General features: G+C 71.2%; 13 protein-coding genes and 1 pseudogene. 5 read left to right on the forward strand and 9 right to left on the reverse strand.

Features of this window, described 5'->3' with window-relative positions:
• The 8 genes and pseudogenes from QM595_RS12465 to QM595_RS12500 form a co-directional block, all read right to left on the reverse strand.
• Positions 1 to 280: pseudogene (locus tag QM595_RS12465) on the reverse strand (hypothetical protein); the annotation flags it as partial.
• 102 nt (positions 281 to 382) lie between these two features.
• Complete coding sequence (locus QM595_RS12470) at positions 383 to 928, reverse strand: TIGR03086 family metal-binding protein (protein WP_415171880.1); 546 nt, start codon at positions 926 to 928, stop codon at positions 383 to 385.
• A 275-nt stretch (positions 929 to 1,203) separates the two neighbouring features.
• A complete protein-coding gene (locus QM595_RS12475; protein ID WP_415171881.1) occupies positions 1,204 to 2,118 on the reverse strand; it encodes a glycosyltransferase family 2 protein in 915 nt (304 codons plus the stop codon).
• On the reverse strand, positions 2,115 to 2,651 hold the full coding sequence (locus QM595_RS12480) for an acyltransferase (RefSeq protein WP_415171882.1): 537 nt from the start codon (positions 2,649 to 2,651) through the stop codon (positions 2,115 to 2,117). Before QM595_RS12480 ends, QM595_RS12475 begins: the two co-directional genes overlap by 4 nt.
• Positions 2,648 to 3,505, reverse strand: coding sequence for a glycosyltransferase (locus QM595_RS12485; RefSeq protein ID WP_415171883.1), 858 nt, complete (start codon positions 3,503 to 3,505; stop codon positions 2,648 to 2,650). Before QM595_RS12485 ends, QM595_RS12480 begins: the two co-directional genes overlap by 4 nt.
• Before the next feature lie 123 nt (positions 3,506 to 3,628).
• A complete protein-coding gene (locus QM595_RS12490) occupies positions 3,629 to 5,146 on the reverse strand; it encodes a DUF4082 domain-containing protein (protein ID WP_415171884.1) in 1,518 nt (505 codons plus the stop codon).
• 162 nt (positions 5,147 to 5,308) lie between these two features.
• Positions 5,309 to 6,199, reverse strand: a complete 891-nt coding sequence (locus QM595_RS12495) for a M15 family metallopeptidase (protein ID WP_415171885.1) — start codon at positions 6,197 to 6,199, stop codon at positions 5,309 to 5,311.
• Positions 6,196 to 6,690 carry a hypothetical protein gene (locus QM595_RS12500; RefSeq protein ID WP_415171886.1) on the reverse strand — a complete coding sequence of 165 codons (495 nt, stop codon included), beginning with the start codon at positions 6,688 to 6,690 and terminating at the stop codon, positions 6,196 to 6,198. The genes QM595_RS12495 and QM595_RS12500 overlap by 4 nt, the downstream gene beginning before the upstream one ends.
• Before the next feature lie 163 nt (positions 6,691 to 6,853).
• On the opposite strand from QM595_RS12500, the gene mfd reads away from it, so the two are divergent.
• Genes mfd through QM595_RS12520 form a run of 4 tightly spaced genes read left to right on the forward strand, consistent with a single transcriptional unit; the run spans position 6,854 to position 12,059 of the window.
• The gene (gene mfd, locus QM595_RS12505) at positions 6,854 to 10,375 is read left to right on the forward strand and encodes a transcription-repair coupling factor (RefSeq protein ID WP_415171887.1); all 3,522 of its coding nucleotides are present in this window, start codon (positions 6,854 to 6,856) and stop codon (positions 10,373 to 10,375) included.
• A 10-nt stretch (positions 10,376 to 10,385) separates the two neighbouring features.
• Complete coding sequence (locus QM595_RS12510) at positions 10,386 to 10,979, forward strand: DUF4916 domain-containing protein (protein WP_415171888.1); 594 nt, start codon at positions 10,386 to 10,388, stop codon at positions 10,977 to 10,979.
• 23 nt (positions 10,980 to 11,002) lie between these two features.
• Positions 11,003 to 11,674, forward strand: a complete 672-nt coding sequence (locus QM595_RS12515) for a hypothetical protein (RefSeq protein WP_415171889.1) — start codon at positions 11,003 to 11,005, stop codon at positions 11,672 to 11,674.
• Positions 11,667 to 12,059, forward strand: coding sequence for a MazG nucleotide pyrophosphohydrolase domain-containing protein (locus QM595_RS12520; protein ID WP_415171890.1), 393 nt, complete (start codon positions 11,667 to 11,669; stop codon positions 12,057 to 12,059). The genes QM595_RS12515 and QM595_RS12520 overlap by 8 nt, the downstream gene beginning before the upstream one ends.
• Before the next feature lie 131 nt (positions 12,060 to 12,190).
• Here the strand turns inward: QM595_RS12520 and QM595_RS12525 are convergent, their stop codons facing one another.
• On the reverse strand, positions 12,191 to 12,796 hold the full coding sequence (locus tag QM595_RS12525; RefSeq protein WP_415171891.1) for a malonic semialdehyde reductase: 606 nt from the start codon (positions 12,794 to 12,796) through the stop codon (positions 12,191 to 12,193).
• A gap of 96 nt (positions 12,797 to 12,892) precedes the next feature.
• On the opposite strand from QM595_RS12525, the gene QM595_RS12530 reads away from it, so the two are divergent.
• Positions 12,893 to 13,249 carry a winged helix-turn-helix transcriptional regulator gene (locus QM595_RS12530; RefSeq protein WP_415171892.1) on the forward strand — a complete coding sequence of 119 codons (357 nt, stop codon included), beginning with the start codon at positions 12,893 to 12,895 and terminating at the stop codon, positions 13,247 to 13,249.
• The last annotated feature ends 73 nt before the right edge of the window (positions 13,250 to 13,322 follow it).

Genomic DNA, 13,322 nt, shown 5'->3' on the forward strand with positions numbered 1-13,322 from the left:
GGTGCACCAGCTCCACGGCCTGGGCCAGGAACACCCGCCCCGACGAGGTCGACCGACCGGTCGCCGCCGCGAACTCGACCACAGCGAACTCGGTCACATAGGCACAGCCGTCACCACCGAGCAGCACCTCACCCTCCCCACCCGGCACCCCATCAAGCAACGAGGCGGCGCGGGTCCAGTCATCGACCTCGTGGAAGGAGGCGTACTTCGCGGCGGCCGCGATCTGCAACGCCTCATGGCGCCGTACCTGAATCTGAGAATCCCGAAAGACCTCGAGCACGCTCCCAGGATCGTCGGCCGCGTCGAAAGCGGCTGAGTCTGGAAAGGTCGAAGTCATGAAACCAAGATATCGAGAGGCACCGACAATCTTGACTCGCGTTGTTCACGGCCGGCGACCGAAGGCGTCGAGCAGTTTGGCTTGGTCTGTGGCCTCGGCGGGCACGGTCCCGCTGGGGCCCTGGCCGTATGCCCCGAACGTGAGCATGTCGGGCAGGTGTGGCTCGACCGAGGCCCAAAGGCGTCGAACGACGTCCGGATCGAGCGTCTCGTCGAGGTGGGCGGCGCGCCGGAGATCCCATGCGTGGACGACGAGGTCGACGAGACGGAACCGCAGGAAGGCGCTCGCCGGGATGTCGCCGTTCGGGTGCGGCACAAGCTGATCCGGCCCCGCCGCGCCGAACGCCTCGGACTGGCGAGAAGACGACTCGACGACTGGGTCGTCTCCTAGCTGGTCGGCCTCGAGTTGCGCCTTGGCCGCGTCACGACCCACCCTAGCAAGGAGCAGGGCCGTGAAGCGGTTGCCCACGACGACGTGCTCGACCAACTCCCGGACGGTGACCTCCGACGGTGTCGGACTCGACCAGGAGTCTGGCGGCAACTGTCGTACGGCGCGCTCAAACTCCGCCGCCGCGGCCTCGATCAACTCCACGGCCCTCTTCCTAGTAGGCTGTCGCGGCTAATTCGCTGCTATCGCGGCGCCCGGGCACGCACCTCGCGGCGTTGCCGACGCTCGACAGGCCCACCGGCCTGCCTTCGCGCCGGCGCCTTGCGAGGCACGCACCCGGACACCGCGCTACCACGCGCTTTAGCCGCGACAGCCTACTAGTCACTGAAGGTTTTGACGGTCAATTCGCCTCAAGCACCGCCAAACCTTCAATGACTGCGCGGACGGGATTGAGCGGACGGGATTCGTCAGCACTTCCGTCAAGGGTGCTCGAAGCCGTCCCACCACTCCGCGCGCCGCCGCCAGCACACCGCCCACTTGCCGCCTCGCCCGGTCAGCCGCGAGCCGAGGGCGCGGGCGAGCACGCCCAGCCGCAGCAGCCCCACCACCGCCGACCCCCGGGAGCCGAAGTGGCTGCGGGCGTAGGTGACCTTGCCGGCCAGCACCAGCGGCATACTGCCGCCCGGGCCGCTCGAGGACCGGCCGATCGCGTGGACGACCTCGGCCTCGGGGGTGATGATCGGGCGCAGTCCGAGTCGTCGTGCGCGGGCGCTGAAGTCGGCGTCCTCGCCGTAGACGAAGTAGCGCTCGTCCATCCCGCCGAGGCGGTCCCAGTCCTCCCGGTCCACCAGCAGCAGGCAGCCGGTGATCATGCCGACCTCGCGGACGGTGTCGCGGTCCCAGCGGCCCAGCGACTCGGGGTCGAAGATCCGGGAGTGGTGGAACAGCGTGGTCAGGCCCAGCGCGAAGCAGGTCATGCTCCACAGCGATGGCAGCCCCCAGCACGACGACCGCTCGGTGCGGCCGTCGACGGTCAGGGTGCGGCCGCCGTAGAGGCCATGGCCGGGGTTCTTCTCCGCGAACTCCAGCAGGTTGCGCAGCGCTCGCGGTCGTGCCTCCATGTCCGGGTTGAGGAGCAGCACCCACGGGGCGCGGGAGTGCCGGGCGCCGAGGTTGACGGCGGCCGCGAAGCCGAGGTTGGTCTCGCTGCGGATCAACGTCACCTCCGGATGCTCGGCGGCGACCAGGTCGGCGCTGCCGTCGCGGGAGGCGTTGTCGACCACCACGATCTCCGCCTCGCGGCCGTCGAGCGCGGCCGGCAGCGAGTCCAGGCAGCGGCCGATCCAGTCGGCGCTGTCGTAGGTGACCAGCACGATGCCGACGTCGGCGCTCACCGGACCGAGCCCCGTTGACGCAGGACCCGGGCGGGCACCCCCGCAGCGAGTACGCCGGCCGGCAGGTCGCGGGTGACCACCGACCCGGCCGCCACCACCGTGCCGTCGCCGATCCTCACCCCGGCCACCACCGTGACGCGGGTGCCGAGCCAGGTGTTGGCGCCGATGTGGACGTCGGCCTCGCGCTTGGGCAGGTCCATGACGGGGCCGTCGCCGGCGTCGAAGTCGTAGTCGGAGGCGGTCACGAACACCTCGGGGGCCAGCAGCGCGTGGTCGCCGATGACGATGCGGCCGGTGGAGTCGCCGGCCCACAGGTAGCAGCCCTGACCGATCTGCGCACCCGCACCGAGGGTGATCCGGCCGCCGTTGCGGACCGAGACCGTGGGGGAGAGCCGGCTGGCACCCTGGTAGGTCACCTCGGCGGCCTCCGCGCCGTCGTACCCGAAGAAGTTGCCGACCCGGGCGAGCTGTCGCCAGGTCGCGGTCCGGAGCAGCCGGGACGCCGCGGCGCTGCGGCCGTGGCGCTGGCTCATCGACCGACCCCGGCCGCGAGTGGCGCCACCCGGGTCGTCTCGTCGCGGCTCCAGGCGGGCGCGGCGCCGGTCCGGAGCAGCCGGCGTGCCCGCAGTCTCGCGGCGCCCTGAACCGCCACGAAGACCAGCGCAGCGACCGACAGCCGGGGATCGGCCCGGACGACCTGGCGCCAGGTCGGCGGTGGCGTGTCGAGCAGATGGCCCGCTCGCGCCAGCTGCAGGTTGCCGAGCGCGATCCTGACCTGTCGGTGGTACGTCGAGCGCAGCGTCCGGGGGACCCGGATGGTGAAGGTCGCGCCGGCCGGGTTGACCCGCTCCGCCGGGGCGAAGAGCGCGTAGACGAACCCGTCGTCGGCGATGACCTCGGGGAACCGGCCGAACCGGGCCCGGCCCTGCTCGGAGAGGCCGTAGACGCCGGCGCCGAGGGTGTGGTGCCGCAGATAGCCCAGGTGGGAGCGGAACCGGAAGAACATCCTGCTGCCCGGGCCGCAGCCGGTGGTGTCCAGCACCGGCCGGGGTGCTGCCGCCGCGGCGCCGGCAGCCAGCGCGTCGATCACCGCGCGCAGGCTGGCCAGGTCGATGCCGACGTCGGCATCGAGGTAGATACGTGGGAAGACCGTGGCGGCCTGGTCGCCGGCGTTGAGGGCGGCGATCTTCGACGCGGTGGCGATCTCGACCACTCGGGCGCCGGCGTCTCGCGCCAACTGGGCGGTGCCGTCCTGGCAGCCGTTGCAGACCACCACCACCTCGAGCTCGCCCGGATCGGTCAACAGGACGCGCAGCGTCTCGCCGATCACCGCCGCCTCGTCGTGGGCGGGGATGACGACGCTCGCGCGCGGCCGCGTTGAACTCATCGAGACTCCCGGTGGGCTGGGACCACGAGCCTAGGAAGCACGAGCAGAGGTGCCGCCGGGTCGCCGCTCAGATACCCAACCTGGGGGAGGGGACTACCGGTCCCAGACGATGCGGGCCTGGCGTCAGCCGCCCACCTGCGGCTGGGGGATGCGTGCGCCGCGGCCGTCGACCGCCTGCGGGTTGTAGCGGTAGTTGTTCTCCCACTGCGTCCAGCCCGGCCCGCTCGAGACGTACGTCGCGCCGTGCCCGGTATTGGTGAGCCGGTTGTTGATCGCACGCATGTTGCGGTAGCTGTTGCCGAAGCCGGCCTGCAGGATCAGCTGGTAGCCCTCGCCCTCGAGCAGGTTGCCCTCGATGGTGGTGTTGGTGATGTCGCCGGCGTAGGGCTGGATGAACAGCGCCCCGGTGGCGTTCTCCGTGTCCTCGTCGAACCGGTTGTTGCGGATGACCAGCTGCCGGTCCGCCCGGCCGGTGAAGTCCCTGACGGTGAAGGCGCTGGAGTGGTTGCCGGTGGTAGCGGCGTCGCCGTCGGCGACCAGATCGGTGACGTAGTTCTGCTCGATGAGCGCATCCAGGGTATCGCCGGTGCCGAGCAAGGAGATGCCGCTGCCGAAGCCGTGGATGTAGTTGCGCTGCAGGTCGGCCACGCCCTGGAACGGCCCAACCCAGGCGGCCTCGGCGGGGCCGGCGAGCAGCGAGCCGTCGAACTCGCTGTCGCGGATGGTCACCGTGGTGCTCGCCTCACCACGCCAGTCGGAGGTCGACACCGTCGGGGAGCCCTTGCCGACCGCCCCGGCCTGGGGCTGGATGCAGCTGCGCTCGATGGTGACCCCGCCGTTGGAGAGGTAGAGCTCGCCGGTGATCCGCTTCTCGGAGATCACCGTGCCGGCGTCCGGTCGGTCGGGACCGGTGTAGACCGGCAGGCTGTCGCAGCTGAGCCCGAAGGGCGCCAGCCCGACGTTCTTGGCGTTGAGGGTCCAGCCCGGGCTGGACGTCGAGGTGCTCGCGCCCTGCGTCGAGGCCGGGCCGCCGCCCGCCGTCCGGACGACGACGTCGACGTTGAAGCTGGCTCCCGGCCGGGTCCGCCTCGGGAACTTGCCCGGCTTCATCGCATAGACGGCCGCGCGCCGTCCGGCGGAGAGCGGGCCGCTGGTCACCCGGCCGGTGAAGTAGCCGTCGTCGAGCGAGTAGCGGCCGGTCTTGGTGGCATAGGAGACGACGTACGTCCTGCCCTTGGTCAGCCGCACCGGCTTGTCGAAGCGGGCGGTCTGCAGCCCGGTCGCCGTCTCGTTGGCGAACCTCACCCGGGCCAGTCGCTTCCCCTTCGAGGTCCACAGCGTGGCGCGGTGCGGGCCGTCGTTGCCCGGGGCCTTGTAGATCTGCACGCCGACGGCCTTCACCGACGCCGAGGTCTTGAACCGTAGCCCGAGCTCGCGCGGGTGACCCCGGCCGGCCACCGGCGTCGTCGGCACCTCCTCGTCGGGGAGCAGGCTGACGCGGGCGGCGGCCGCCCGCGGCACCGGCACCACCATCAGGACGGCCACCGTCGCCAGCGCGGTGAGCAGGGTCGCCAGGAGGAGGGCTGGCGCGGACAGGCGTGCGGTAGCAACGCTGAGGTCGCGGCGCGGGATGTGCGGCATGGGGTCGGCACCTCGGGCGTCGGGGCTGGGGTCTTTGCCACGATAGGGGGCCCTCGGCGATCGCGGGGCCCCGTTATCCCCAGTCTTGGGTACGCCGGGCCGGTCGGCGAAAGAACGGGCGCGAGTCGGCAGAAGTGCTGGTCTCAGGAGCGCCGACTCGGCTCAGCGGTCGTGGAGGCTGAAGTGCTGGAGGTCCTGCAGCGAGTGCCAGGCACCGCCCCAGCCCCAGCCGATGCTCGCGAAGGCCTGCACGACCGGGCCGTCGGGCAGGATCATGCCGGGGCGTACGTCGCCGCGGTCGGTGTAGGAGGTGGCCAGCTCGGGCAGCACGACCTGGGACGCGCCGGTGCCCTTGACGTAAGGGTTCTGGAACGGGTTGACGTCGATGGCCTCGCCGTAGGCGTGCTCCGACCAGCTGGTCGCGCCGCGCGCCGGGCGGCAGTTGAACGCCGAGGTGTTGTTGCCGTCGCCGGTGGGCGGCGCATCGCGCTCGGCCACGGTGGTGATCCGCATCTCCTCGATCGGGAAGCGGTCCCGGTAGAGCTGCCGGAACACCGCCACCACGTCATCGGCGACCTCGGTGCGCACCAGCAGCTCGCCGGTGTGGCGGGCGTCATCGAAGCCCCAGAACGTCAGCCGGATCCACGACAGGTCCTCGCCGGCGACCGGGCAGGCCGGATCCCAGGTCGATCGGGCGAGCACCTCGGCCGGCGCCTGCTCGACCCGCGAGGCGAATCCCGTGCCGGGCAGCTCGGGGAGGGAGTCGGGAAGCGTGAAGCGGCGGTCGACCAGCTCCGGCGGAGTCGGCTGCGGCTCGGCGTACCCCGCCGCGGTCGTGGGCAGCACTCGGGTGCCGAGCCATCCGGGAGGCACCGTGCCAGGCTCGGGCCTGGTAGTGGCCGGTGGCGCCGTGGCTGGCGACGCCGAGGTCGCGGGTGCTGTCGTCGAGGTGGGCGTGGCCGGGGCGCTGGCCGGTGGCAGCGTCACGCTCGGCGCCGCGCCACAGCCGGCCAGCAGCAAGGCCGCGGTGCCGAGCGCCCAGGCCCGCCTCACGGCTCGTCGGGGAAGACCCGGCGCACGATGGCGGTGATGTCCTTGTCGAGGTGATCGACCTTCGACTCCAGGATCGTGAAGCGGCTGTCCATCCTGGAATCGAGGCTGTCCATCTTGAACTCGAGGCCGTCCATCCTGCTGTTCAGTTTGGAGTCGATGCTGTCCATCTTGGACTCAAGGCTGTCGATTCTGCTGTTCAACGTGGACTCGAGGCTGTCGATCTTGCCGTCGAGCCTGTGGGCGAGGCTGTCGATCTTGCCGTCGAGCCTGTGCGCCAGGCTGTCGATCTTCCCGTCGAGCCTGTGCGCCAGGCTGTCGATCTTGCCGTCGAGCCTGTGGGCGAGGCCGTCGATCTTCCCGACGAGCTCGCCGCGCAGACCACCGATCTCGGCTCGCAGCGTGCGCAGGAAGAGCGTGGAGGTCAGCGCCATCATGCCGAAGCAACTCGCGGCGAAGACTCCGATCAGGGTCCAGACCTGCGGATCGCTCATGATGGCCACCTCCTCCCGGGTGCTCGGGCCGATGCCGCCAGTCTCCCATGCTGTTCAGCGCCGAGCCAGCGAACTCAAGCGCCCTGTGGATAAGTACGATGGGCCAGTCACCCACCCCCTGTCGTCCCGCGACCGGGGGCTGTCGTCGTGTTCAGGAGCACCCGTGAGTCTTGCCCAGCTGGCCGATGCCGTCCTCGCCGAGCCGACGCTCGCCGGGATCTGCGAGGACGCCCGGAGCGGCGGCGTCGCCACGCTCGACGTGACCGGCCCCGAGGCGCTGCGGCCGTTCCTGGTCACCGGCCTGGCCCGAGCGGGCCGCACCGTGCTGGCGGTCACCGCGACCACCCGCGAGGCCGAGGACCTCACCGCCGAGCTCGCCGACCTGCTGGACCCGGCCAGTGTCGCCTACTACCCGAGCTGGGAGACGCTGCCGCACGAGCGGCTCAGCCCGCGCTCGGACACCGTCGGCCGCCGGCTCGCCGTGCTGCGCCGGCTCACCCACCCCGACGAGACCCCGATCCAGGTCGTGGTCGCTCCGGTTCGGTCGGTGCTGCAGCCGCAGGTCAAGGGCCTCGGCGACCTCGAGCCGGTCGCCCTCCGATCCGGCCAGCAGGCACCGCTCGAGGAGGTCGTACGACGTCTCGCGGACGCCGCCTACAGCAGGGTCGACCTGGTGGAGAAGCGCGGCGAGTTCGCGGTCCGGGGCGGCATCGTCGACGTCTTCCCACCGACCGAGGAGCACCCGCTGCGGGTGGAGTTCTGGGGTGACGAGGTCGAGGAGATCCGCTCCTTCTCGGTCGCCGACCAGCGGGCGATGGAGACCAAGGCGAGGCTGTGGGCGCCGCCCTGCCGCGAGCTGCTGCTCACCGACGAGGTGCGCCGCCGTGCCAGAGCCCTGGGCGAGCGGCACCCACAGCTCATCGAGCTCACCGACAAGATCGCCGACGGCATCGCCGTCGAGGGCATGGAGTCGCTGGCCCCGGTGCTGGTCGAGGAGATGGAGCTGCTCGTCGACCTGATGCCGGCCGGCACCCAGGTGCTCGTGCTGGACCCGGAGCGGGTACGACGCAGGGCGCACGACCTGGTCGCCACCAGTGAGGAGTTCCTGGGAGCCTCCTGGGCGGCGGCCGCGAGTGGTGGCCAGGCGCCGATCGACCTTTCCCAGGCGTCGTACTGGTCCCTCGGCGACGTCCGCGCCCACGCGCTGGAGCGCCGCCAGGGGTGGTGGTCGATGAGCCCGTTCGGCCTCGCCGAGGCTCTGCCCGGCTCGGGGGCGACCGAGCCGTCGGCCGACACCGCGGGCGTCCCGGTCCGCACCCTGCCGCACACGAGCGTCGACCCCTATCGCGGCGACGTCGAGAAGGCCATCGCCGACCTGGACGGCTGGCGGCTGGCCGGCTACCGGACGGTCGTGGTCCACCCCGGCCACGGCCCCGCCCAGCGCACCGTCGAGGTGCTCGGCGAGCACGACGTGCCCGCCCGCCTGGACGACGTACCCGCCGCCGACGTGGTCACGGTGACGACCGGCGCGATCGGGCACGGCCTCGTCGACGAGGTCGCCAAGCTCGCCGTCGTCACCGGCGAGGACATCTCGGGCCAGAAGTCCTCGACCCGCGACATGGCCAAGATGCCGGCCCGGCGCAAGAAGCAGATCGACCCGCTCGAGCTCAAGCCCGGCGACTATGTCGTCCACGAGCAGCACGGTGTGGGCCGGTTCGTGGAGATGAGGCAGCGCGAGGTGGGCGGCGCGGTCCGGGAGTATCTGGTGCTGGAGTACGGCGCCGCCAAGCGCGGCGCCCCGCCGGACCGGCTCTACGTGCCCGCCGACGCGCTCGACCAGGTCACCAGGTACGTCGGCGGCGAGGCGCCCAGCCTGGACCGGCTCGGCGGCGCCGACTGGGCCAAGCGCAAGAGCCGGGCGCGCAAGGCGGTGCGCGAGATCGCCGCCGAGCTGATCAAGCTCTACGCCGCCCGGCAGGCGACCCAGGGCTACGCCTTCGGCCCCGACACGCCCTGGCAGCGCGAGCTCGAGGACGCCTTCCCGTTCACCGAGACCGCCGACCAGCTCTCGACGGTCGAGGAGGTCAAGGCCGACATGCGCAAGTCGATGCCGATGGACCGGCTGGTCTGCGGCGACGTCGGCTACGGCAAGACCGAGATCGCCGTGCGGGCGGCGTTCAAGGCGGTGCAGGACGGCAAGCAGGTCGCCGTACTCGTCCCCACCACGCTGCTGGTCACCCAGCACCTCGCGACGTTCAGCGAGCGGATGAGCGGCTTCCCGGTCAACCTCAAGGGGCTGAGCCGGTTCCAGACCGACAAGGAGGCGCGGGAGGTCCTAGCGGGCCTGGCCGACGGCTCCGTCGACGTCGTCGTGGGCACCCACCGGCTGCTCAACCCGGACATCCGGTTCAAGGACCTCGGCCTGATCGTGGTCGACGAGGAGCAGCGCTTCGGCGTCGAGCACAAGGAGCAGCTCAAGCGGATGCGTACGGCGGTCGACGTGCTCTCCATGAGCGCCACCCCGATCCCGCGGACCCTGGAGATGGCCATCACCGGCATCCGCGAGATGTCGACCATCACCACGCCGCCGGAGGAGCGACACCCGGTGCTGACCTATGTCGGCGGCTACGAGGACCGCCAGGTCGTCGCCGCCATCCGGCGCGAGCTGCTGCGCGAGGGCCAGGTCTTCTACATCCACAACCGGGTGCAGTCGATCGAGAAGGCGGCCGCGAGGATCCGGGAGCTGGTGCCCGAGGCGCGGGTCGCCACCGCCCACGGCCAGATGAACGAGAAGGTGCTCGAGCAGGTGATGCTCGACTTCTGGGAGAAGCGCTTCGACGTGCTGGTCTGCACCACCCTGGTGGAGAGCGGTCTGGACGTCTCCAACGCCAACACCATGATCATCGAGCGCGCCGACACCCTCGGCCTGAGTCAGCTGCACCAGCTGCGCGGCCGGGTCGGCCGCTCCCGTGAGCGGGCCTACGCCTATTTCCTCTATCCCGCCGAGAAGCCGCTCACCGAGACCGCCCACGAGCGGCTCGCCACCCTCGCCCAGCACTCCGACCTCGGCGGCGGCATGGCCATCGCGATGAAGGACCTGGAGATCCGCGGCGCCGGCAACCTGCTCGGCGGCGAGCAGTCCGGCCACATCGCCGACGTCGGCTTCGACCTCTACGTCCGGCTGGTCGGCGAGGCGGTGCAGGACTTCAAGGGTGAGGCGTCCCCGGAGCTCAACGAGGTACGCATCGAGCTGCCGGTCGACGCCCACCTGCCGCACGACTACATCCCCTCGGAGCGGCTGCGGCTGGAGATGTACAAGCGGCTCGCCGAGGTCCGCTCCGACGAGGACGTCGACGCGATCGCCGAGGAGATGACCGACCGGTACGGCGACCTGCCCCAGGAGGTGACCTCGCTGCTGCTGGTCGCGAGGTTCCGGGCCCGGGCTCGGGCTGCCGGGGTGGCCGAGGTGACGATCGCCGGCAAGAACGTCCGGTTCGCGCCGGTCTCTCTTCCGGAGAGCCGCCAGGTCCGGCTGCAGCGGATCTACCCCAAGAGCCTGGTCAAGTCGACTGTCGACACCATCCTGGTGCCACGGCCGGTCTCGGGCAGGCCGCTCGACGGCGTCGCGCTGCTGGAATGGGCGCGTGGCGTGATCGACACCGTGATCGACCCGGTCGACGGATAGGGTCGCGGACATGACGATGGAGGCGTTCGGGGACGAGTTCGGGGACGAGCAGCCGTGGACGCCACCGGCCGAGCGACAGCCCGGCTGGCTCTCGGAGGAGGAGCTTGCCGGGGCTCGCGGCCGGGTGCCGATGCTGTACGTCGAGGCGGTGCCCGTCCGGGTCGATCCCAGTGGCACCATCGCCACTGTCGGGTTGCTGCTGCGCGGCTCACCGACCACCGGCCGGATCACCCGCTCGCTGGTCAGCGGCCGAGTGCTGCACGGTGAGACGGTCCGCGACGCGCTGATGCGCCACCTGGAGAAGGACCTCGGCCCCACCGCCTTCCCGGTGCTGCCGGTCAGCACCGTGCCGGCCGTGGTGGCGGAGTACTTCCCCTGGCCGACCAGCCAAAGAATCGGGCAGAGCTTGACCGACCCGCGCCAGCATGCGGTCTCGCTCGCCTTCGTCGTACCCGTCTCGGGGGAGTGCCAGCCTCGCCAGGACGCCCTGGAGATCACCTGGCTGACCCCGGGCGAGGCAGCCAGCGACACCATCGCCGCCGAGATGGAGGGCGGTCGCGGCACGCTGCTGCGACAACTCCTCCACCACGCGGGCGCGCTGTGAGGTGAGGCGCTAGGTTGGGAGCCATGCGCCGTCTGCTCCTCGCAGCCCCTGTCCTCCTCGCGCTGACTGCCTGCGGCGCCGGCACCGCCGTCTCCGTGGGAGACGAGTCGATCAGCACCGAGCACGTCGACGAGGTCACCCGTGCCTACTGCGACGCCCTCGGCACGGTCAGCAACGGCTCGGCCGTGCCGCTGCAGCTGGTGCGCAGCAGCGTCGTCAACGCCCTCGGCCTGCGCGCCGCCGTGGCCGAGTTCGCGGCGTCGTACGACGTCACGGCCGGCGCCGACTACAAGCAGCAGGTCTCCGCTCTGACCCAGCAGCTGACCCAGTTCGACAGCGCCACCCAGCAGGCCATCATCGACGTCGAGGGCGCCCAGGCCTATATCACCTCGGTGCTGGCCGGCGTCGGCGCCGAGCTGGAGCCCTCCGGCAGCGCCGCCACCCAGACCACGGCGGCGCAGGACGCGCTCAACACCTGGCTGGGCGAGCACGACATCGACCTCAACCCGGTCTACGGCCTCGACGCCGGCGGTGTCCAGCTCGACGAGGACACCGGCGGTCGGTTCGACTCCACCGACGCCAGCGTCTCCCTCGCGGTCAGCGACATCGCCAAGACGGCGCTGGGCGCCGGCGAGGACAGCAGCTCGGCCGCCGCCGCGGCCGCCGACCTGCCCCAGTCGCAGCGCTGTGGCTGATCGCGCCACCGGCGAGGGGCTCGTCGAGTTCCTCGACCTGATGCGGCTGCTACGGGAGCGCTGCGCCTGGAAGGCCTCGCAGTCGCACGCCTCGCTCGCGAAGCATCTGCGCGAGGAAGCGGACGAGGTGCTGGAGGCCATCGACGAGGGCGACCCCGAGCACCTTCGCGACGAGTTGGGCGACCTGCTGCTGCAGGTCTACTTCCATGCCGCCATCGCCGAGGAGGCCGGTGAGTTCACGATGGACGACGTCGTCGCCGGTCTGGCGGCCAAGATGCGCCGCCGCAACCCCCACGTCTTCGACCCGGCCTACGCCGGCCAGCAGTTCACCGTCGAGGAGATCGAGGAGCTCTGGCAGGCCGCCAAGGCGAAGGAGACCCGCTGATGTCTGGAGTGTGAGGCGTACCTGGCGCGCCTCACACTCCAGACATCGAGATCTCAGCCGAGCGCCTTGATCTTCTTCCGTCGTACCGGGCGGTGGCGACCCTGCCCGTTCGGACAGGGTCCCCACCACCGTCAGGCCCAGGCGAGTGCCGCGTCCTCGGGAACGCGGGGGAGCCGGTCGAACCAGGGGTTCTCGCCCGGGTGACCGACGTTGACCACCAGGATCGTCGACCAGTTGCCGTCCGGGAAGAACTCCTTGTCGACGCCGTCCTTGTCGTAGCCCAGGATCGGTCCGGCGGCCAGGCCGGCGGCGCGAGTGGACAGGATGAAGGCGCCCGCCTGCAGTCCGGCGGAGAAGTGGCCGGCGTGGCTGCGAGCCGCCTCGTCGGCCTCGAAGTGGTCCCTCATCTCCGGCCGGATCGGGAAGACGGTCGGGATCTGGTCGTGCCAGCGGTTGTCGACGGCCAGGATCGCGGTCGCGGGGGCGGCCTGGGTCTTGGCGTAGTTGCCCTCGGCGATGTGGGGGAGCAGCCGCTCCTTGCCCTCGGGCGTGCGGACGAAGGCGACTCGCAGGGGCTGGGTGTTGGCCATGGTCGGCGTCCAGCGGGTCAGCTCCCAGATGTCGCGGAGCTCCTCGTCGGTGACAGGAGTGTCGGCGAAGCTGTTGGTGGTGCGGGCGCCGGTGAAGACGAGCTCACGGCCCCGGGCGTCGAGCTTCTCAAGGGTGGTGATGGTCATATCGGCTCTCAACTCCTTTGCAACTAGGATTGTTCCTGTAACTCCTAAAAAAGAAGTAGCACGAGATCGGCATCACTTGCACGTAGGGTTGACGGCATGTCCGCCGTGAGTGACGCCGGTCACGACCGCCGCGAGTGCGCGTCGGGGCTGGCGCGCGCGTTCGGCTTCCTCGGCAAGCGGTGGAACGGCCTGCTCATCAGCGTCCTCATCGAGGGCCCGGCGTCCTACGCCGAGCTCAAGCGGGCGGTGCCCGGCATCAGCGACTCGATGCTCTCCGAGCGGCTCGCCGAGCTCACCGGAGCCGGCCTCTTCGAGCGGACCGTCGACGCCGGCCCGCCGGTCGCGGTCTCCTACCGGCTGACGCCCGCCGGCGAGGCCCTTGCCCCGGCGCTGGAGGCGCTGCGCGCCTGGGCCGACGACAACCTCACTCGCGAGGGCTGCGCCGGGGCGTAGCCGCCGTACGCCGCTCCGCTCGGGAGGCACTAGGCTGGCTCGCGGTCCCAACCCGCCGAAGATGGAGTGCGCC

The sequence above is a fragment of the Nocardioides sp. genome (genome assembly GCF_047607185.1).
GTDB lineage: Bacteria > Actinomycetota > Actinomycetes > Propionibacteriales > Nocardioidaceae > Nocardioides.